The organism is Streptomyces sp. NPDC107517 (genome assembly GCF_055582645.1).
The window spans coordinates 154,067-174,734 of the sequence record NZ_JBVJPM010000006.1; the positions used below are offsets into that span (position 1 = coordinate 154,067).

The 20,668-nt window shown below is 69.7% G+C and carries 17 protein-coding genes; 6 read left to right on the forward strand and 11 right to left on the reverse strand.

All coding sequences use genetic code 11. The features are described 5' to 3' along the window. Positions 1-84: 84 nt before the first annotated feature. Both ACZ67T_RS16610 and ACZ67T_RS16615 read left to right on the forward strand, forming a co-directional pair. A complete protein-coding gene (locus tag ACZ67T_RS16610) occupies positions 85-4,317 on the forward strand; it encodes a HAMP domain-containing protein (protein ID WP_469985001.1) in 4,233 nt (1,410 codons plus the stop codon). Further along, entirely contained in the window at positions 4,314-4,955 is a 642-nt protein-coding gene (locus tag ACZ67T_RS16615) for a response regulator (RefSeq protein ID WP_469984632.1), read from the forward strand. The genes ACZ67T_RS16610 and ACZ67T_RS16615 overlap by 4 nt, the downstream gene beginning before the upstream one ends. 264 nt (positions 4,956-5,219) lie before the next feature. On the opposite strand, the gene ACZ67T_RS16620 is transcribed toward ACZ67T_RS16615, so the two are convergent. Genes ACZ67T_RS16620 through ACZ67T_RS16630 form a run of 3 tightly spaced genes read right to left on the reverse strand, consistent with a single transcriptional unit; the run spans position 5,220 to position 7,971 of the window. After that, positions 5,220-6,017, reverse strand: a complete 798-nt coding sequence (locus tag ACZ67T_RS16620) for a citryl-CoA lyase (RefSeq protein ID WP_469984633.1) — start codon at positions 6,015-6,017, stop codon at positions 5,220-5,222. Next, positions 6,014-7,219, reverse strand: a complete 1,206-nt coding sequence (locus ACZ67T_RS16625; RefSeq protein ID WP_469984635.1) for a CaiB/BaiF CoA transferase family protein — start codon at positions 7,217-7,219, stop codon at positions 6,014-6,016. The genes ACZ67T_RS16620 and ACZ67T_RS16625 overlap by 4 nt, the downstream gene beginning before the upstream one ends. Further along, complete coding sequence (locus tag ACZ67T_RS16630; RefSeq protein ID WP_469984637.1) at positions 7,216-7,971, reverse strand: IclR family transcriptional regulator; 756 nt, start codon at positions 7,969-7,971, stop codon at positions 7,216-7,218. Before ACZ67T_RS16630 ends, ACZ67T_RS16625 begins: the two co-directional genes overlap by 4 nt. 204 nt (positions 7,972-8,175) lie before the next feature. Between ACZ67T_RS16630 and ACZ67T_RS16635 the strand changes: the two genes are divergently transcribed. Beyond that, on the forward strand, positions 8,176-9,528 hold the full coding sequence (locus ACZ67T_RS16635) for an MFS transporter (RefSeq protein WP_469984638.1): 1,353 nt from the start codon (positions 8,176-8,178) through the stop codon (positions 9,526-9,528). Positions 9,529-9,629: 101 nt separating this feature from the next. Here the strand turns inward: ACZ67T_RS16635 and ACZ67T_RS16640 are convergent, their stop codons facing one another. After that, a complete protein-coding gene (locus tag ACZ67T_RS16640; RefSeq protein ID WP_469984639.1) occupies positions 9,630-10,076 on the reverse strand; it encodes a PaaI family thioesterase in 447 nt (148 codons plus the stop codon). Positions 10,077-10,180: 104 nt separating this feature from the next. Then, a complete protein-coding gene (locus ACZ67T_RS16645) occupies positions 10,181-10,780 on the reverse strand; it encodes a phosphoribosylanthranilate isomerase (protein ID WP_469984640.1) in 600 nt (199 codons plus the stop codon). A 401-nt stretch (positions 10,781-11,181) separates the two neighbouring features. On the opposite strand from ACZ67T_RS16645, the gene ACZ67T_RS16650 reads away from it, so the two are divergent. Then, a complete protein-coding gene (locus tag ACZ67T_RS16650) occupies positions 11,182-11,622 on the forward strand; it encodes a GNAT family N-acetyltransferase (RefSeq protein WP_469984641.1) in 441 nt (146 codons plus the stop codon). 230 nt (positions 11,623-11,852) lie between these two features. Here ACZ67T_RS16650 and ACZ67T_RS16655 read toward each other — a convergent pair whose 3' ends face one another. The 3 genes from ACZ67T_RS16655 to ACZ67T_RS16665 form a co-directional block, all read right to left on the reverse strand. After that, positions 11,853-12,533, reverse strand: a complete 681-nt coding sequence (locus ACZ67T_RS16655; protein ID WP_469984643.1) for a fasciclin domain-containing protein — start codon at positions 12,531-12,533, stop codon at positions 11,853-11,855. Positions 12,534-12,600: 67 nt separating this feature from the next. Next, entirely contained in the window at positions 12,601-14,244 is a 1,644-nt protein-coding gene (locus ACZ67T_RS16660; protein ID WP_469984644.1) for a molybdopterin-dependent oxidoreductase, read from the reverse strand. Positions 14,245-14,475: 231 nt separating this feature from the next. Continuing rightward, positions 14,476-15,648: an epoxide hydrolase family protein gene (locus ACZ67T_RS16665; protein WP_469984645.1), complete on the reverse strand. Its 1,173-nt coding sequence runs from the start codon at positions 15,646-15,648 to the stop codon at positions 14,476-14,478. A 103-nt stretch (positions 15,649-15,751) separates the two neighbouring features. On the opposite strand from ACZ67T_RS16665, the gene ACZ67T_RS16670 reads away from it, so the two are divergent. Then, the gene (locus ACZ67T_RS16670; RefSeq protein ID WP_469984647.1) at positions 15,752-16,327 is read left to right on the forward strand and encodes a CGNR zinc finger domain-containing protein; all 576 of its coding nucleotides are present in this window, start codon (positions 15,752-15,754) and stop codon (positions 16,325-16,327) included. A gap of 155 nt (positions 16,328-16,482) precedes the next feature. Here the strand turns inward: ACZ67T_RS16670 and ACZ67T_RS16675 are convergent, their stop codons facing one another. From ACZ67T_RS16675 to ACZ67T_RS16685, 3 genes are all read right to left on the reverse strand, one after another. Further along, positions 16,483-17,235 (reverse strand): anti-sigma factor, encoded by a 753-nt coding sequence (locus ACZ67T_RS16675; protein ID WP_469984649.1) that lies wholly within the window; start codon positions 17,233-17,235, stop codon positions 16,483-16,485. Continuing rightward, positions 17,232-17,816, reverse strand: coding sequence for a sigma-70 family RNA polymerase sigma factor (locus tag ACZ67T_RS16680; RefSeq protein ID WP_469984650.1), 585 nt, complete (start codon positions 17,814-17,816; stop codon positions 17,232-17,234). Before ACZ67T_RS16680 ends, ACZ67T_RS16675 begins: the two co-directional genes overlap by 4 nt. Positions 17,817-18,018: 202 nt before the next feature. Then, on the reverse strand, positions 18,019-19,395 hold the full coding sequence (locus tag ACZ67T_RS16685) for a cryptochrome/photolyase family protein (protein ID WP_469984652.1): 1,377 nt from the start codon (positions 19,393-19,395) through the stop codon (positions 18,019-18,021). Positions 19,396-19,536: 141 nt separating this feature from the next. Between ACZ67T_RS16685 and ACZ67T_RS16690 the strand changes: the two genes are divergently transcribed. Further along, the gene (locus ACZ67T_RS16690) at positions 19,537-20,664 is read left to right on the forward strand and encodes a PP2C family protein-serine/threonine phosphatase (RefSeq protein ID WP_469984654.1); all 1,128 of its coding nucleotides are present in this window, start codon (positions 19,537-19,539) and stop codon (positions 20,662-20,664) included. The last annotated feature ends 4 nt before the right edge of the window (positions 20,665-20,668 follow it).

Consider the following 20,668-nt stretch of genomic DNA (forward strand, 5'->3'; position numbering starts at 1 on the left):
TCGCGCCCCTTATAATATGACAAACATGCTCAAACAGACCGCTGGTGTGCGCGACGAACTCCGGGCGGAGGGTGGTTCATGACCATGGACACGACGCGGTCGGACGCGGCCCACCTGGACACCACGGAATCCGGCCAGTGGGTCCGTACGAGTGAGCTGCGCCCGCTCCTCGCCGCGATGAAGGCCCTCTGCGACGGTGATTTCACGGCGCGTACAGACGGTTGGTGGGAAGAGGGCGATGTCTCCCCACAGGACCCTGTGGTCGCGGAGATGGGCGCGGTCCTCAATCGGATCATCGCGCGGAACGACCATCTCGCCACGGAGCTCCAGCGCGTCCGGCACGAGATCATCCGGCGGGGCCGGCTGGACGAGCGCATCTCGGCGAGTCCGGGTTCGGGAACCTGGACGACGAACGTCGAGGCCGCCAACACGGCAATCGAAGCGCTGGTGGGGCCCGTCGCCAAGGCCACCCGGGTGCTCGACGCCGTCGCGGACGGCGATCTGACCCAGCACGTCGATCTGCACGACGGCAGCCGCCAGCTCCGCGGCGATCTGCGCCGCCTGGGCATCGGCGTGAACCGCATGGTGGACCAGCTCTCACAGTTCACCGGAGAGGTGACCCGAGTCGCCCGTGAGGTGGGCACCGAAGGGCGTCTGGGGGGCCGCGCGAAGGCACAGGGCCTGTCCGGCGACTGGCTCCACGTGACCGAGGCGGTCAACACGATGGCGTCGCGGCTGACGGCGCAGGTGCGGGACATCGCGGTGGTCACCACCGCCGTGGCCCGCGGCGACCTGACGCAGCAAGTGACCGTCGAGGCCACCGGCGAGCTGCTGGAGCTGAAACTCACCGTCAACACGATGGTGGACCAGCTGCGGGCATTCGCCGACGAGGTCACGCGCGTCGCCCGCGAGGTCGGCACCGAAGGCCAGCTCGGCGGACGCGCTCAGGTCAGGGGCGTGTCCGGGGTCTGGAAGGACCTCACCGACAACGTGAACTTCATGGCGTCGAACCTGACCTCCCAGGTCCGCAACATCGCCCAGGTCACCACCGCCGTCGCCAACGGCGACCTGAGCCAGAAGATCACCGTGGACGCGCGGGGCGAGATCCTTCAGCTGAAGTCGACGATCAACACGATGGTCGACCAGCTCTCCGCCTTCGCCGACGAGGTGACCAGGGTCGCCCGCGAGGTCGGCACCGAGGGGCAGCTCGGCGGACGTGCACAGGTCAGGGGCGTGTCCGGGGTCTGGAAGGACCTCACGGAGAGCGTCAACTTCATGGCCGACAACCTGACGTCCCAGGTCCGCAACATCGCGCAGGTCGCCACCGCCGTCGCCGAGGGTGACCTCGGGAAGACGATCACCGTGGAGGCCAAGGGAGAGATCCTCGAGCTGAAGTCGACGATCAACACGATGGTCGACCAGCTCTCCGCCTTCGCCGACGAGGTGACCAGGGTCGCCCGCGAGGTCGGCACCGAGGGCAACCTGGGTGGTCAGGCCCAGGTCAGAGGCGCGTCCGGGGTCTGGAAGGACCTCACCGACAACGTGAACTTCATGGCGCGAAACCTGACCTCCCAGGTCCGCAACATCGCCCTGGTCACCACCGCCGTCGCCAACGGAGACCTGTCGAAGAAGATCGACGTCGACGCTCGCGGCGAGATCCTGGAGCTGAAGGACACCGTCAACACGATGGTCCAGCAGCTGAGGGCGTTCGCGGACGAGGTGACCCGCGTGGCCCGCGAGGTCGGCACCGAGGGCCGGCTCGGCGGCCGCGCCCAGGTCCACGGCGCGTCCGGGGTCTGGGAGAACCTCACGGACAACGTCAACTTCATGGCCGACAACCTGACCTCCCAGGTCCGCAACATCGCCCAGGTCGCCACCGCCGTCGCGCGCGGCGACCTGTCCAAGAAGATCGACGTCGACGCACGCGGCGAGATCCTGGAACTCAAGACCACGATCAACACGATGGTCGACACGCTGTCCGCGTTCGCCTCCGAGGTCACACGTGTGGCCCGCGAGGTGGGCTCCGAGGGGCAGCTGGGCGGCCAGGCCCGCGTGGAGGGCGTCTACGGGACGTGGAAGCGCCTGACCACCAGCGTGAACGAGCTGGCCCTGAACCTCACCACCCAGGTGCGCGCGATCGCCGAGGTCGCCAGCGCCGTCACGCAGGGCGACATGTCCGGATCCATCTCTGTGGAGGCCCAGGGCGAGGTCGCCACGCTGAAGGACAACATCAACCTCATGGTGGCCAACCTCCGCGAGACGACCCGGGCCAAGGACTGGCTGGAGTCCAACCTGGCCCGTATCGCGGGGCTCATGCAGGGGCACCGCGACCTGGTCGAGGTCGCGGACCTGATCCTGCGCGAGCTGACCCCTCTGGTGAACGCCCAGTACGGTGCGTTCTTCCTGGCCGAGGCCGGTGCGGAACCGGGCGAGGACCTCGAGCTCCTGGCCGGTTACGGCACCGGCCAGGAGGAAGGCCACCGGCCCCGCCCCCGGCTCAGCCTGGGCGCGCCCGGCTGGGGACTCATCTCCCAGGCCGCCGAGGAGAAGCGGCGGATCCTCGTCGACGCGGTTCCCGCGGACTACATCACCATCAGCTCCGGCCTCGGCGCCGCGCCGCCGGCCAGCGTCGTCATCCTGCCGATCCTCTTCGAGGACCGGGTGCTCGGGGTCATCGAGCTCGCCTCGTTCAGCCGCTTCAGCGAGGTCCACCTCGCCTTCGTCGACCAGTTCGTGAACACCATCGGTGTCTCCATCAACACCATCATCGCCAACTCCCGTACCGAGTCGCTCCTCTCGGAGTCGCAGCGCCTCACCGCCGAACTGCGCCAGCGCTCCGACGAGTTGCAGACCACCAACGCCAAGCTGGAGGAGAAGGCGGCGCTCCTCGCCACGTCGTCCCAGTACAAGTCGGAGTTCCTCGCGAACATGTCGCACGAGTTGCGTACGCCGCTCAACTCGCTCCTCGTGCTGTCCCGGCTTCTCGCCGACAATCCCTCGGGCCGGCTCTCCGCGGAGGAGGTGGAGTTCGCCGTCACCATCCACCAGGCGGGCTCCGACCTGCTGCAACTGATCAACGACATCCTCGACCTGTCGAAGATCGAGGCGGGCCGGATGGATGTCCACCCCAAGACCCTGCCGCTGAACAAACTGCTCGACTACGTGCGGGCGACGTTCCAGCCGCTCTCCGGGGACCGGGGCCTGTCGTTCGACATCAAGGTCGGCGAGAACGTGCCCCGCGAGCTCTACTCCGACGAGCAGCGCCTCCAGCAGATCCTGCGCAACCTCCTCTCGAACGCGGTGAAGTTCACCTCGTCCGGCGGGGTGGAACTGCTCGTCGAGCGCGCCTCGCCCGCGGACTTCGAGGAGGAGACACTGCGCGACGCGGACGAGATCATCTCCCTCGCCGTCAAAGACACCGGAATCGGCATCCAGCCGGAAATGCTCGACGGGATCTTCGAGGCGTTCCAGCAGTCCGACGGCACCACCAACCGCAAGTACGGCGGCACCGGTCTCGGCCTCTCCATCAGCCGGGACATGGCGGCCCTGCTCGGCGGCAGCATCACCGCCGAGAGCGAGCCGGACGTCGGCTCCACCTTCACCCTCTACGTCCCTGTGCACTACACATCCCCTGCGGTGGAACCGCTCCCCACGGCCGGCGAGGTGCAGGCCATCACCGGACCGGGCTCGCCGGCCCGCCGGCCCACGGCTCGCACAGCGGCCCGCGCGGATGTCGACGTGTTCACCGACCCGGTGTCCGTGCCCCGCACAGGAACCCGCACCGACGAGGACCTCACCAGTCACCACCTCGTGGACGAACCCACCAGCTGGCCGGAGACGACCCGGCTCAAGGAGTGGCTGACCGGCGGCGCCGCGGGGGTGCTGGCCAACCGCCGCATCCTGATCGTCGACGACGACATCCGCAACGTCTTCGCGCTCACTCATGTGCTGGGCCGCGTCGGCATCACCGTCAAATACGCCGAGAACGGCCGCGAAGGCCTCGAGGTTCTCGACCGGACACCGGATGTGTCCCTGGTACTGATGGACATCATGATGCCCGAAATGGATGGTTACGAGATGATCGCGGCGATGCGGCGCACACCTCGCTTCGCGAACCTGCCAGTCATCGCGCTCACCGCCAAGGCCATGCCCGGCGACCGCGAGAAGGCGATCGAGAGCGGCGCGAACGATTACATCCCCAAGCCGGTGGACGTCGACCGGCTGCTGTCGGTGATCTGCCGACTGCTCGATCCGCACACCGCCTCGCAACCGCCTGCGGACCCGTCCGGCGACGAGACCCCGGGACGGATGCCATGACTGCGCCGCAGGGCGCGACGGCGGACGCCTCCAGCATCCTCATCGTCGACGACATGGAGGAGAACCTCGTCGCCCTCGAAGCCGTCCTCGGCTCACTGGCCCGGGTGGTCCGCGCACACTCCGGCGAAGCGGCGCTCAAGGCGATGCTGCGGCAGGAGTTCGCGGTAGCGCTCATCGACGTACTGATGCCGGGCATGAACGGCTTCGAGACCGCCGCCAACATCAAGGGGCTCGACCAGACGAAGGACATCCCGATCATCCTGCTGACCGGGGCGGCGGTCGACCCTAACTACGCCTATCGCGGCTACACCGTCGGCGCGGCGGACTTCCTGATCAAGCCGTTCGACCCCTGGCTGCTGCGGACCAAGGTCAACGTCTTCCTGGAGCTGCACCGCAAGAACCGTCAGCTTGCCGATCAGGCCGAACAGTTGACACGGCTTCTGGCGGTCGACGTCCCGACGAAGATCCCCGAGGAACAGCACCGTCTGGCCGACGTCGAACGCCAACTCGCCCAGGTACAACACCTGCTGCGCGAAAGAGACGGTACGGACGGTTCCGAATCGGCGGACCTCGCCGACCGGATCGCCGTACTGGAAGAGGCCGTGCAACGGCTGCTGGAGCAGCCGCCGGCGCGATAGGAGCCGCCCGGGCGCGCCCCGCCGATCGACGCGACACCGCTCCCCCGCTGGGCCCCCGGTCCGCTCAGCCCGCCGCCGGCACCTCCTCGGCAGCCTCCAGCTCGTCCTCCGGAGCCCGGCAGCCGGGACAGCACGTCCAGATCGTCGGCGTCGGCGTCGGCGTCGGCCGGCGACAGGTGAGAGGGCGTTTCCTCTTGCGCAGGCTTCGCCAACTGCATACACCGATGCCCAGTTCACCGCCCCGGGTCGCGGCACCGTGTCTCGTCACAGTTCGCGTGGTGGTGCCCCGTGATATCCCGCGAGCAGCGGCCTCGGCAGGGGGCCCTTGATCCGGGCCCCGCCCTGTGTCTCCTCCCAGGCGTGGGCGAGGATGCCGACGCTGCGGGAGAGTACGAACAGGCCGCGGCCCAGTTCGGCCGGGAAGCCGAGCTCCGCGTAGATGATCGCGGTCGCGCCGTCGATGTTCATGGGGACGGGGCGTGTTCGCCCCTCGGACAGGGCTTCCTCCAGCGCGAGGCCGGCGGCCAGGGCCTCGCCCGTCACCTCCCCCGCGTCGACCGACTCCCGCACCAGCGCGAGCAGCGGATCGCGGCGCGGGTCTTGAGGGTGGAAGCGGTGCCCGAAGCCGGGGACGTAGGCACCACGCGCGCGGTACTCGGAGACGACACCGCGTGCCGGCTCCCCCTCCGTGATGCGCTCGAGGACCTCCATGCACTGCTGGCCGGCGCCGCCGTGTGTGTCGCCGAGCAGGCCCACACCCGTGGCGACCGCGCTGTTGAGGCCGACCCCGCACGTTGCGGCCATGCGGGCGGAGGCGATGGAGGGGGCCTGCGGTCCGTGGTCGACGGCGGCCACGAGCGCGGCTTCCAGGAGGCGGGCCTGCCCCGGGGTGGGCAGTTCCCCTCGGAGCATCAGCCAGATCTGCTGCGCGAACGTGATGCCTGTGATGAGCTGCTCGACCGGGTAGCCGCGCAGCAGGATCTCGCCCGGACGGATCCGGCTGACGGCGGTGGACCACCATCCGGTGACCTGGTCCGCGTCGAGCGTGTTCGGCGTGCTCATATCGCTCCGCTCTTCTTCATGCTCGATATCTCCCTTTCCCCGTAGCCGAGTTCGGCGAGAACCTGGTCGGTGTGCTGGCCGAGCAGTGGCGGCGGCGTTGCGGGGCCGACCGCTGCGCCGTCCACCCGTACCGGGCTGCCGAGCACGTCGAGGGGCCGGTGGCGGCCGTCCGGGAACGGCAGGCGGCGAATGAAATCACGTGCTGCGAGCTGTTCCAGGCCCAGCGCGTCCGGTACGGACAGGACGCGGGCCGCGGGGACGCCCGCGTCGGAGAGGATCTCCTCCCACTCCTTGGCGGTGCGCAGTGCGAGGCCCGCCTCGATGTGTTCGCGCAGCGCGTCGCGGTGGGTCTTGCGGTCGGCGGGGTGGGCGAACCGTGTGTCGTCGAGGAGGTCGGCGCGGTTGATGAGGCGGCACAGGGTCGCGAACTGCTGCTGGCGGTTGGCCGAGATGTTGAGGTGCCCGTCGGCCGTGGCGAAGGTGCCGGAGGGGGCAGCGGTGAAGTTCTCGTTGCCCATGGGCTGCGGACTCGCCCCGGTGATCAGGTAGTTGGAGGTGACCCAGCCCATCGCGGTGAGGGCCGCCTCCAGCATCGACACGTCGAGCAGCGCCCCTTCGCCGGTGCGTGCCCTGCGGACGAGGGCCGCGGCCACGGCGTAGGCCGCGGCCATGCCGCCGAGAGTGTCCGCGACGGGGAACCCGGCGCGAAGGGGCGTGACTTCGGGGGTTCCGGTCACGCTCATCATGCCGCTGAGGCCCTGCACGATCTGGTCGTAGGCGGGGCGGCCGCGCATCGGGCCGGTCTGCCCGAAGCCGGAGATGGCGCAGTAGACGAGCGCGGGGTTCTCCCGCTTCAGGACGTCCCAGCCGCAGCCGAGGCGGTCCATCACGCCGGGCCGGAAGTTCTCGACGAGGACGTCCGACTCGCGCACCGCGCGCAGCAGCGCTTCGCGGCCCTCCGGGTCCTTCAGGTTGAGGGTCAAGGAGCGTTTGCCCGCGTTCTGCGCCAGGAACGACGCTCCGAGCAGGTCCTCGCTCAGGTCGCGGTCCGCGCCCAACTGCCGTGCCAGATCGCCCGTTTCGGGCATCTCGACCTTGAGGACGTCGGCGCCCTGGAGAGCGAGCTGGTAACCGGCGAAGGGGCCCGCGAGGACGTTGGTGAGGTCGAGGACACGCACACCGTGCAGCAGAGGGACGCTCATCGCTGCGCACCCCCGATACAGTCGAGTGCGGTCAATTCGCGTGCGGTCTCGACGAGTTCGGCCGCGAATCCGGCCACCGCGTCGTCCGTGAAGCGGGTCGTGGGACCGCCGAGCGCGACGGCCGCGGCGACGCGCCCCGCCGCGTCGAAGACGGGGGCCGCGACGCCGGAGACACCCGCTTCGCGCTCGCCGTGACTGACGGCCCAGCCGTCGACCGCCGCCTTCTGCGCCCGCTCCCACAGCGGCCACTCGTCGTGCGGGGCCAGGCCCGCCACGGCCTCGACATCGGGCTGAGGTGCGCGTGAGAGAAGGACGTGGCTGGCGGCGCCCGACCACAGCGGCATCTCCTCTCCGACGCGGACCACGTGCCGCAGGGTGCGGGTGCCCTCGTGCCGGGCGATGCAGACGCGGGCGTGCTGCTGACGCACGTACAGGTGGACCGCCTCGCCACCGCTCGCCTCGCTGAGCCGCTTCATCAGCAGCAGGGCCGCTTCGGGCAACTGCCAGGTGGAGCGGGCGAGTTCGGCCCAGTGCAGCAGCCCCGGGCCGGGCACGGTACGACCGTCTCCCCGGCTCCACAGCAGCCCGCACTGCTCCAGGGTGTGGACGAGACGCACGACGGTGCTCTTGGCGAGCCCGGTCGCGTCGACGAGTTCGCGCACGGTGCGACTCGGATGCTCGGCGTCGTACAGGGCGAGGAGCTCGACGGCGCGCTGCACACTGCGCACGCCACTCGACTCGGTATCGGCCATGTTGCCCTCCCATGGGGACTGCATAACGAACTGCGTGAACGGACTGCGTGAAGGAGCTGCGTAAACGGACTGCGGAAAGGGATGCGGCCGACCCCTTGTCAGGGGGTGGACGCCTCCATAACATCACCGAACCATTCAGCGGCACAAGTGGACCGCCTGGTGGTACTCGATCTCTTCCGGACGTCAGGTGACGAAGGAGTCCCCATGAGCGAAGTGGCAAGCAGGCGACCGATGTTCCAGCCGAGGGTGGCCTTCGCGGCCGTCTTCGGCACCACCATCGAGTGGTACGACTTCGCCCTGTACGGCACCGCGGCAGCGCTCGTCTTCAACAAGGTGTACTTCCCCGGCAGCGACCCGCTGGTGGGCACCGTCCTCGCGTACGGCACCTTCGCGATCGGGTTCCTGGCCCGCCCGCTCGGCGGCGCCTATTTCGGCGAGAAGGGCGACACCAAGGGCCGCAAGAGCGTGCTCGTCACGACGCTGCTGCTGATGGGCCTGGCCACCACCGCCATCGGGCTGCTGCCCACGTACGGCCAGATCGGGGCGGCCGCACCGATCCTGCTGACGCTGCTGCGGTTCGTGCAGGGCTTCGCCGCCGGCGGCGAGAAGACGGGCGCCCTGATCATCCTCTTCGAGAACGCCCCGCCGAAGTGGCGCGGCCTGCTCACCTCACTGCCCGCGATCGGCACGGGTACCGGCACTCTCCTGTCCACCGGCGCGTTCGCCCTGGTCACCGGGCTGCTGTCGGAGGACGCACTGCTGGCGTGGGGATGGCGGCTGCCGTTCCTGTTCAGCGCGGCGCTGACGTTCTTCGGCCTGTGGGTGCGCAGGTCCCTCGACGAGACGGCGGAGTTCAAGGCGGCGGGCATCGCCCCCGTCACGGCACACCGCTCGCTGCGCGAACGCCTCGCGGGCAGCCGCTTCGTCGCGGCCTGGCGCCACTACCCGAAGCAGATGCTGATCGTCATCGGGGCCGGCGCGGCCGAGAACGCGGGCTACTACATCTTCGGCACGTTCTCCATCGCCTACGCGGAGGACCGCCACCTGCCCACCGCGGCACTCCTCAGCGGCATCGCCATCGCCGCCGCCGTGAAGCTGGTGACCGTCCCCGCGTTCGGCGCCCTCTCCGACAGAGTCGGGCGGCGCCCGGTGTCGATCGGCGGAGCGCTGGTCCTGCTGGCTTCGGCCTGGCCGTTCTTCGCGCTGGTCGACGGCGGGCAGACGTGGACGGTATGGGCGGCACTCCTGGTCACACTCGGCATCGGGCAGTCCGCGATCCTCGGGTCGCAGCCGGCCTTCTTCGCCGAACTCTTCGACACCGACGTACGGTTCAGCGCCGTCGGCGTCGCCAACAACATCGGCACCGTTCTCACCGGCGGCCTCGCCCCCGTACTCGCCACCACGCTCCTCATCTGGTTCGACCACAGCGTGACCGGAGTCGTCGCCTTCATCGCACTCATGAGCGCCGTCACCGTGGTGACGGTGGCACTGGCGAAGGAGACCCGGCACACCGAGCCGGAGCGGACACCGACAGCCGGGCAACCCGTCAATGCCTAGGCGCGCGAGGCCGGTGCGGTGTTCGCGGCGTCGAGGACGTTGAGGCACCCCGCACGAGCAGACCGCGACCGTCCGAGCGTGTGATTCAGTTCACAATGTGGTCACGCCGACGTCGGCGCCTGGTCGAGGGGGATGACGCGGGCCGTGGCACTGGCGGTCGCGACGGTCGCTCCGCGGGAGTCGGCGAGAGTGGCTTCCAGGAACGCGATGTCCCCCGCCCGGTGCACCACCCGCCCCTTCCCGATGATCCGTCCCGGGCGGACGGGCCTCAGGAAATGGGTGTGGAGTTCCAGCGTGGACTGGAACTGGTCCGGTTCGAGCGTGGCCAGAAGTGCGGGACCGACCGTGTCGTAGAGCATCGCGGCGAGGAAGGCGCCCAGCACGTTTCCGGCCGGGTTGGTGAAGTCCTCCGTCGCGGTGAAAGCCAGCTCGACAGTGCCGTTGTCGCCGTCCGCGTCGAGGACCTCCAACCCCAGCGTGGCCGCCGCCCGCGGCAGCGGCGCGCGTCCCTCCACGCCATCCCAGAACGGCCCGGATCGTCCTGTCATCGCAATGCTCCCAGGTCGAGAGTTCTGCCGAAGACCGATGATTGTTTCCGGTCCGGCGGATTCAGCGCGCGGCCACCGGGCCGACGGTGCGGTGCCCGAATGCGTTACGCGTCGCGTGCGGCCGCAACGAAACGGCGGATCAGGTCGGCGCTCTTGACGCCCTTCTCGGACTCGACGCCGCTGGACACATCGACACCACCAGGGGCGGCCGACCGTACGGCCGCGCCTACGTTGTCCGGGTCCAGCCCCCCTGCCAGCAGCCAGAATCCCTGGGGCGGGCGTTCGGCGAGCAGGTCGGTGTCGAAGCGGGCACCGCTGCCCGGCACCGGGGCGTCAAGGAGCAGCCGGTCAGCGGGATCCATTTCCGGACGCGCGAGATAGCCGTCCCAGGCCAGGGCCCGGATCGTCCGGAACCCTTCGGCGCGAAGGCGTTCGAACGCCGCGTCCTCCTCGTCGCCGTGCAGCTGGACGGTGGTGAGGCCCGCGGCGGAGGCCGTCGCCAGGACCTCCTCGATCGGCTGTCGCCGGAACACGCCCACGGTCTCGACCGCGGCGGGCACGCGTCGCGCCAGGTCGCGGGCGGCTTCGGCCCCGATCAGTCGCGGGCTGCCGGGCGCGAAGACGAATCCGACGGCGTCCGCGCCTGCCGCGACCGCGGCGTCGAGTGTGTCCGCCGTGCGCAGACCGCAGATCTTTACGTACACCGATCCCTGCTCTCTTCCTTCTCTGCCTTCGCCGGGGCCGGCCCGGCGCGACGAGCTGCCGAGGCCGCGTTCGCGGCGGCCGGTGTCACCGTAGACGATCCCGTACCCGCCTGCAGGATGTGTGCCCGGCAGGCGCGGGCCTGTCCTCACCTTGCGGGCCACGCGTCCCGGAGCGTCAGCACAGGCGATACGGACTCCGGGGCCTCCGCGTCGACCGGGCGCGGAATCAGCAGGGACATCGGGAACGCGAGCACCATGACCCCTGCGCCGCTGAGCATCCCCCCGTCTGTCGGTGGCCGCTCGATCTGCCGGCGGCCTGCGTGGCGGGCAGGATCGCGAAGCTCGGCCCCCGTGCCGGGGCCGAACGCCTCAGGTGCGTCGCCTGTGCCACACTCCGGCGCATGACACATGATCAGACCGGTGAGACGTTGAGCGTGGGCCAGCGCGACTCGGAGCTCGACGAGCGCTTGTCCCAGGGCCTGGACGAGGTCAATTTCCCTGCCACCGGAACCACTGCCGCAGATCAGAGTTCGCTGTCGGTGAAGGTCGTGGACGACGCCGGTGAGCTGCTCGGAGGCCTTTCCGGCTGGACGTGGGGCGGGCTGCTCGGCATCGAGATGCTCTGGATCCGTGAGAAGAGCCGCAAGGACGGGTGGGGATCAAAGATCCTTCTGGCTGCGCAGGCGGAGGCGCGCCGCCGAGGCTGCGACCGCGCCTGCGTATCGTCCTTCACCTTCCAGGCTCCGGAGTTCTACCAGCGCCACGGATTTGTCGAGACCGGCCGAACCTGGGGAATCCCGGGCAATGCCGAAGATGTCCACATGTTCAAGAAGCTGGGATAGGCCTCGACGAACTGGGCCGGCCGTCTGTGCCGGCGGCTCGCCCTGGATCTGCTGCGCTGACGTCGTTCGTCGCACAGCTGTAGGAGCGATCGGCCCGAGCCGTAGCGGTGATCACTTCAGGGGCCACCCATTGCACCGCGTTCACCACCGGGAGGACCGTCAGTCCCCCCATCGGCGCGGCGTCGAGGGGTCGACCGCCAACGGTCAGCCCCTCGACGCCACCGGTGTCGCTACTTCGGCATCAGCACCGTGTCGATGATGTAGACGTTGGCGTTGGCCGTCCTGACATTGCCGCAGACCACGCTGGCGGAGTCGTTGACCTTGTAGGACTCGCCGGAGCCCGCGGTCGTCAGCTCGGACTTCTCCAGCGTCGCGTACGAGCCGTTCTCCAGGTCCTTCGGCGCGAGCTTCTGTCCCACGACGTGGTACGTGAGGATCTTGGTGAGCGTGGCCTTGTCGTTCAGGACCTTGTCCAGGTCGGCCTTCGGGATCTTCGCGAAGGCGTCGTTGGTCGGCGCGAACACGGTGATGTTCTCTGCGTTGTTCAGGGTGTCGACCAGGCCCGCCTTCTTGACCGCGCTCACGAGGGTGGACAGCGCCGGGTTGTTGGACGCGGCGGTCGCGACCGGGTCCTTCGCCATGCCGTCGAAGGAGCCCGCGCCGTTCTTGGGCACGGAGGAACAGGCCGGGCCGAACGGCTCGTCCGCGTTGCTCATGTCGCCCGAACCGCTGTCGTTCGCCTTGTCGGACGCCTTGTCGGACGCCTTGTCGGACGCGGCGGACGACTTCGTGTCCGAGGCCGCCTTGTCCTTGCCGTCGTCGCTCGAGCAGGCGGTCAGCGCCAGCGGCAGCATCGCCGCCGCGGCAAGAACGAGGGCTCCACGACGGCTACGGCGGATGACGGTGTTCATTTCTGCTCCTTGAAGGGTGTTGAGAGGGTGCTGAGTCGATGTCGTGCGGCCGAGATCGGCGCGGCGGTCAGTCCACGGTGACCACCACCGAATGCCAGCCACTGGCCCCATCGGGGATGGTCCGGGTCCGCTTCTCCGTCTGGGTCTCGCCCGTTCGGTCCGTGGCCCGGACGGTCAGGGTGTGACCGCCCGACGCTGCCTTCCAGGGGAAGGACCACTGCCGCCAGGTGTCCGTCGTGTCCTCGGCGGCCAGATCCGCCCGCCGCCAGGGCCCGTCGTCGACACGGACCTCGACCTTGTCGATCCCGCGGTGCTGGGCCCAGGCCACTCCGGCGACCATGACCGTTCCGGCTCCGGGACGCGCGAACGGCTTGGGGGTGTCGATCCGGGACTGTGTCCTGATCGGCGCCCTGCGCGCCCAGTTCCGCTTCACCCAGTACGGGTTGTAGTCGTCGAACGTGGTGAGTTCGATGTCCTGGATCCATTTGCAGGCGGACACGAACCCGTACAGGCCGGGAACCACCATGCGCACCGGGAAACCGTGGGCGAAGGGCAAGGGCTCGCCGTTCATCCCGAGGGCGAGCAGCGCGTCGCGGCCGTCCATAATGTCCTCGACGGGGCTTCCGATGGTCATTCCGTCGACGGAGCGCGCGACCAGCTGGTCGGCGGGCCCGCCCTTGGACGGCGGCTCGACGCCGCACTGGCGCAGGAGGTCGGCCAGGCGCACGCCGATCCACCTCGCGTTGCCGACGTACGGGCCGCCGACCTCGTTCGAGACGCAGGCGAGCGTGATGTTCCGTTCGATCAGCGGCATGCGCAGCAGCTCCGCGAACGACACGGTCGTCTCGCGGGTGACGCCCTTGCCATGGATCCGCAGCCGCCACGAGTTCGCGTCGACCTTGGGCACCACCAGCGCGGTGTCGACCCGGTAGAAGTCCTGACCGGGCGTCATGAACGGGCTGACGTCCTTGATCCGCAGCGCGGCCCCCTTGGGTACGGGTGCGGCGGCGGAGGCCGGCGCGGGCAGCGTGATCCGGCGGCGGGAGGCGACTGCGTTCTCGCCCTGCGAACCGTTCAGGGAGCGGCCCAGGAGGCCGAGCCCCGTCGACGCGGTCGCCGCCGCAGTCGCCGCGACTATGAACCCGCGCCGGTCCCAGCCCGCCTGGTCCTCGCCGCGAGCGGGCTCCTCCGCGGACGCCGTCGCGCCTTGGCCGACAGGAGCCTCGCTCCTACGTGGCTGCAGGCGCCCGGAGAGCCAGTACACGAGCCCTGCTCCCACCACGGCTCCGGCCACCGACGGAAGGGCGTCGGCGACGCTCGCGGAGTCGGGCCGGCCGGTCGCGGCGAGCGCCCCGACCACGCCGAACACGAGGACACCCGCCGAGCCGATCCGCCGGCGCCGTGCCGCCACCACGCCGAGGACGAGTGCGAGAAGCGTGAGGACGCCGAGGATGCCCAGTTGCAGGACGAGCTTGTCGTTCGTGCCGAAGTGGCGGATCGCCCAGTCCTTCACCCCGGCGGGTGTGCGGTCGATCGCCGCGCCGCCCACCGCGACGACGGGACTCGACTCGGGACGTACCGCGGCAGACACGAGCTCGGCCGTCGCGAGCGCGGCGTAGCCCGCCAGGAGGCCGATCAACGCACCGAGCCCGACAAGTCGCCACACACGGGGGTGACTTGATGTCTTCGCTTCTGTACTCACACCGGGCATCCGGAGCAACGACCGGGTTCGGATTGGTCTCCCACTCGATCGAGGAAGTTTTTCTTTCCGACCAATCCGTAGGGCCCGCAGGTACGAATGAATGCTGCGTCGCGGTCCCTTTTTCCTGGGGCCCCGCGGAACGAGTTCCTTCATCGACCGGCAGACGGCGGACCGATCCGGCCGTCGGGCAACGCCTTGAGCCGGATCAGGCGGTGATCGGGTACCGGCGCCCGGCCGCGGTCACCGATTGGCGGCCAGCACTGCCGCGAGACCCTCCTGCAGATCTTTGACGAAATATTCGGGAACCTCCAGCGACGGGAAATGTCCCCCGCTTTCGGGCTCCCTCCATCGGACGATCTGCCGGTACCGCTCCTGTGCCCAGGGGCGCGGACACTTCTCGACGTCGCGGGGATACGCAGTGATTGCCGACGGGACGTCGACCCGAAGTTCCGGGTCCAGCGAGTTGTGACTCTCGTAGTAGATGCGGGCCGCCGATGCGCCGGTCCGCGTCAGCCAATACAGGGTGACGTCGTCAAGAATGCGGTCTCTGGAAATCGCCTCGAACGGGCTGTCCTCGGTGTCTGACCATTCGGCGAACTTGTCGAGGATCCAGGCAAGAAGACCGACCGGTGAGTCGACGAGCGAGTAGCCGATGGTCTGCGGCCGGGTCGCCTGCTGCTTCGCGTACGCCGCGCGGTGGCGCCAGAAATCGCGGGTTTCCTCGGCCCACTTGCGCTCGACCGTCGTCAGCCCGTCCGTTGTCAGCCCGGGCGGTCCCTCCGCGAACGTGGTGTGGATGCCGAGAACGTGCGCCGGGAACCTGCCGGCGAGGACCGTGGTGATATTGCCTCCCCAGTCGCCGCCGTGGGCTGCGAATCTGCTGTAGCCGAGCCTTTCCATCAGTTCCACCCATGCGGCCGCGATCTTTTCGGCTCCCCATCCGGTGGTGGCCGGCTTGTCGCTGTAGCCAAAGCCCGGTAGCGACGGGACCACGACGTGGAACGCCGGCGCGTCTGCGTCTTTCGGATCCGCCAGCTCGTCCACCACGTCGATGAACCGAGCAATGCTGTCCGGCCAGCCGTGCGTCAAGATCAGAGGCGTGGCATCTGCGCGCGCGGATCGGCGGTGCAGGAAGTGGATTCCCAGATCATCAATGGTCGTGCGGAACTGGCCGATCTGGTTGAGGCGCTCTTCGAACGACCGCCAGTTGTACCCGGTGCGCCAGTAGTTCACGACATCGACGAGGTCGGCGAGAGGAACGCCCTGTTCCCATCGGCGCGGGCCGGGCGCGGCGCGATGGACCGTCTCGGCCTCCGGCAGCCGCGCCGCGGCCAGTCGCGCGCGCAGATCGTCGAGGTCGGCGTCAGTCGCGTGGGCTTCAAATGCTTGCACGTCGCTGGTCGGACGGGGCATGAGACCTCCTGGCCGTCGCGGAACCGGCTGCGATCCGTCACGAACCGGCTAAGACGGTTCTAGCAGCTCTCCGATCCACGCTGCAACCGGCTAAGGTGGTTCCATGCGTGCTGGATTCCCGGACTTCCGCCTCGGTACCGTGCTGGCGACCAGCTTCACGGGGACTCTGTCGGAGCGTCACGGCGACGCTGTGGAGCGCATTCCCACGCCGCACCGGCTCGTCGACTGGCTGGCGGTGAACGGCCTCGCCGTGGACTCCTGCACCCCTGCCCAGCTCGACCTCGCCCGGGAACTGAGGGAGTCGATTCACGCCGCCGCGACTGCGGCCGCGACCCAGGAGGCGCTCCCTGCGTCTGCCGTCCAGGTCATCAATGACTGCAGCGCTCAGGGTCGGGCCGCGGCCGTCCTGACGCCCGAGGGTCAGCGGCGATGGCGGCTCAGCTCGGCTTCCTGCGTGGAAGATGCCCTCGGCGTGATCGCCGCCGACGCGATCAGCATCATCGCGGGCGAACGAGACGGAAAACTGGCCTTGTGCGCATCACCGACCTGCCAAGCCGCCTTCTTCGACACCAGCCAGAGCCGCACCCGCAAATGGTGTGACATGAACACGTGCGGGAATCGTCAGAAGAAGGCGCGCTTCAACGCCAACCAGCGCAAAAACCCCAGATCAGCGGTGTGATCGTTACCTCGGTACAGCCAAATGGGCCCCACACCTACAGCGCAGGAACCTTGCCTGAATCCGGTGGACTCAGACCCCACCTGCACCCTCACATGCGATGAGCCTCGGAACGGCACCGGCGAGGCACGTCCACGCCTCGCCGGTGCCGTGGACGATCAGGCAGGGAAGTTCATCAGGGCCACCGGCGCGGACGTGGGCCTGGGAGATCCGCCCGCCGGTTCGACGGTGATGCCCATGCCGGACGCCTGGTCGACGGAACCGTCCAACAGGACGGCCTGCGACCGCGCGTCCGGGTCCAGGAGCCCGGCCGGACGCATCGTTTTGCCGTCGGCGAACCACAGCTGGTAAACCTTGCCGGCCGGCGGCGCGGCCAGGCCGGACGACACGAATGCCGCCTTGTCGCGGCTCTTGGAGACGACCACCGTGCCACTCGCGCCGTCGGCGAGACGCGCGGTGCCGGCCTTGGCGTCGGGCGCCCCCAGGACTGCCGCGAGCTCGGCCGACCGCCGCTGCTCCGCGCCGGCCTCGGCGCGGGCGTCCCGCGCCTCCTCGTGCTGCCACACCGCGACGCCGCCGAGACCGGCGGCGGTCGCCAGGCACGCGGCGAGCGCCCAGCGCGAGGCCCGGCGTCCCCGCGCCGGGTTCCCGCCACCGCGCGAGGGCGGCTTCGGGAGGGGCGACTCCTGGCGGACATTGGGGATCCGTGCCATGACCCGGGCCCTGAGCGCGGGTGGCGGCGTCTCGCTGACGGCAAGCCCCAACCTCCCTGCCGTGGCATCCAGTTCAGCGACCTCCTGAGTACAGGCCTCGCAGCCCACGAGGTGGCGTTCGAAGGCGGCCCGCTCGTCCTCGGACAGCGCGTGGAGCACGTAGGCGCCGGTCAGCGTGTGGACATCGGCGTTCGTCATGCGTTCACCCCCAGGCAGTCGCGCAGGCGGATGAGACCGTCGCGCAGGCGCGTCTTGACCGTGCCGAGAGGCAGCGCGAGCAGCTCGGCCACTTCCCGGTATGTGAGTCCGCGGTAGTAGGCCAGCGTGACGGACTGACGCTGGAGCTCCGTGAGGCCGCGCAGACAGCGGCGTACCTGTTCACGTTCGAGGCGGTGCTCCACCTGTTCGGTCACCTCGTCGAACTCGGGGGTGTGTTCCAGGAGGGCGGCCTGCCGCTCCCTGGCGGCCGAGGCCTCGACCGATCGGACCCGGTCGATGGCCCGCCGGTGGGCGAGGGTGAGTATCCAGTTCATGGCCGTACCGCGGTCGGGGCGGTAGCGGGCGGCGCTGCGCCACACCTCGATCAGGACCTCCTGGGCCACCTCTTCGGACTGGGCGTGGTCGCGCAGCACGCTGCGCACCACGCCGAACACCGGCCCGGCCACCCGGTCGTAGACGGCGGCGAATGCCTCCTGGCTGCCCTTGGCGGTCCGGCCCATCAGCGCCTGGAGATCGGGCTCCGGCCTGGGGGACTCACCTAGGGGTGCGATTCGGTTCACGTGGCGATCTTCCGGGAGGGAACGGCGGGACACCGGTAATGCGTAGCGGGCGGGCCGGCGGATTGGTCCTGATCCGGACGAGTTTTCCACGCGGCACGCGCTCCGCAGACGGCCGCACGCCCCGGATACGCCGCCCGCACAGCAGCCTCTTCCCTCGCCCGCCCAGAAGAGGCCCTTGACGCGGGCCGCTAGACCGGGGCGCTCAGTCCCGCCCTCGCGCCCGCTTGAACCGCTCGAGCCCTTCGGCGAGTTCGATGATCGGGTCCGGGTACGCGTACTTGGCGCGCTCGAGTCCGGGCAGCTTCCACGGCTCGTGCACGGCGGGCCCGGCGAGACCCGCGAGTTCCGGCACCCAGCGGCGTACGTACGCGCCGTCCGGGTCGTAACGCTTCGCCTGCGTCACGGGGTTGAGGACGCGGTTGGGGCGCGAGTCTGTGCCCGTCCCCGCCATCCACTGCCAGTTGAGCTGGTTGTTCGCGATGTCGCCGTCGACGAGGAGGTCCAGGAAGTGGCGGGCGCCGACGCGCCAGTCGACGTAGAGCGTCTTCGTGAGGAAGCTCGCCGTCAGGAGGCGGCCGCGGTTGTGCATCCAGCCCTCGTGACGCAGTTGCCGCATGGCCGCGTCGATCACGGGATAGCCCGTAAGCCCCTCCCGCCACGCCTCGATGTCGCGGGCCGCGGCCCGTTCGGAGCGCCAGCTGTCGTGGCGGGTGCGGTAGTCGTGCGCCGCGGCGGCCGGGCGCGCGGCGAGGACCTGGTGGTGGAAGTCGCGCCAGGCGAGCTGACGTACGAACGCGTCGGCGCCCGGACCGCCGGCTCGGCGCGCCCGATGGACGAGTTCGACCGGGGACAGCGTGCCGAAGTGCAGATGCGGCGACAGACGTGAGGTCGCGTCGCCGGGCAGGTCGTCGTGCCCGTCCTCGTAGCCTGCGACACCGTGCCGCAGCCACGCGGTCAGCTGTTCACGGCCCGCCCTCTCCCCGCCCGCCGTGAGGCCCGGGGAGGTCCCGGAGACTCGCGCGCGTGACGGCACCTCCTCCGTGGTCACGCCGTCCGGGACCCGGATCGTGCGCGGCGGCGCGAGGACATCGCGCAGGCGCTGCTCCGACCAGCGCCGGAAGTACGGGGTGAATACGGCGAAGTGGTCCGACGCCGCCGGGGTGACGGTGCCCGGCGGCACCGCGGTCACGACCGCGTCATGGACGATCAGCCTCCGCCCCTGCGCCTCAAGGACCTTCCGCAGCCGCTCCTCGCGCAGCTGCGCGTAAGCGCTGACGCCGGCCGCCACGTGCACCTCGTCCGCGCCGGTCTCGGCCGCGACCCCGGCCACGGCATCGGCGACGTCCCCCGACCGCACCACGAGACGCCCACCGCACGCGCGCAACGCCGCGTCGAGATCACCCAGGCAGTCCGCGAGGAACGCCTCCCGATTGGGCACCGCATACCCGGCCGACGCGATCCCCGTGTCCCGTACGAACAGCGGCACCACCTCACTCGACGCCCGGAGCGCCGCCCGCAGCGGCGGATGGTCGTGGACACGGAGATCGGACGTGAACAACACGATCGAGACGTTCGCCATGGCCCCGGACTCTACGAGGTGGAACAGCGTGCCGTCCGGATGCGGACGGTGCGGTCCCCGAGAGTCGTCACCCTGTGCGATCTCCACACGTGAGGAGCCTCTCGACACCCACGCCGCCCTCCGAGGGTGCACAGTGGATGGGTGGGCCTACAGCGGCGCCTGGGAGGTCTGTGGCAGCGGTGGCAGCCGAGTCACGCGCTGGTGATGCTTCCGCTCGCGCTCATCGTGGTGATCACGGTCGTCGACATCCTGGTGCCGGAAGACGTGCATCTGGGGCCGCTGCTGGTCGTGGCCCCCGCGCTCACCGCCTCCTTCGCCGGACCCCGCCTGACGGCGCTCATCGGGGCCCTGGCGGTCGGGGCCCAGGTGTACATCGGTATCCATTTCGGCGTCCTGAACACGCGCAACGTGATCGTGCAGGTCTTCTCCCTCACCGTGCTCTCCGCCCTGATCGTGTTCTTCTGCCGCGTGCGTGAGCACCGCAAACGGGAGCTGGCCAGAGTGCGGTCCGTGGCCGAGGCCGCACAGAAGGCCCTGCTGCGGCCGCTCCCCCACCGCATCGGCCCGTTGCGGATCGCCTCGCTGTACCTGGCGGCGGAGGACGAGGCCGAGATCGGCGGCGACCTCTACACGGCGACAGGCACCGGCGACGGCGTACGGATGATCATCGGTGATGTACGGGGACACGGGCTGGCCGCGGTCGGCGAGTCGGCGCAGCTGCTCGGTGCGTTCCGCGTGGTCGCCGACCAGCACGCCACGCTGCCCGCGCTCGCCGCCGCCCTGGACCGGAGCGTGTCCCGTTACCTCACCGATTTCGGCGAGGCGGAGGACGGGATCGCCGAGCACTTCATCACCGCCCTGCTCCTGGAGATCCCCAATGACGGGCACCTGACCCGCATGACCTGCTGCGGGCATCCCCCGCCGTTACTGCTGCACGAGCGCCACGTCCGTACTCTCACCACCGCCCACCCGGCCCCGCCCCTCGGCGTGGCCACGCTGCCGGCCGTGAAGTTTCCCGTCGAGGAGTTCGCCTTCGGCACCGGTGACACCCTGATCCTCTACACCGACGGGGTCACCGAAGCCCGCGACGAGAACGGCGTCTTCTACCCGTTGGCGCAGCGAGTCGAGCACTGGGCCAAGAACCGCCCGGAAGCACTCCTGGACCACCTCCGCCGGGACCTCCTCGCCCACTGCCAAGGACATCTCGGCGACGATGCCGCCGTCATCGCCATCCAGCGCCGACCGGCCCCTCGGCCGGACCGGCACTGACAGG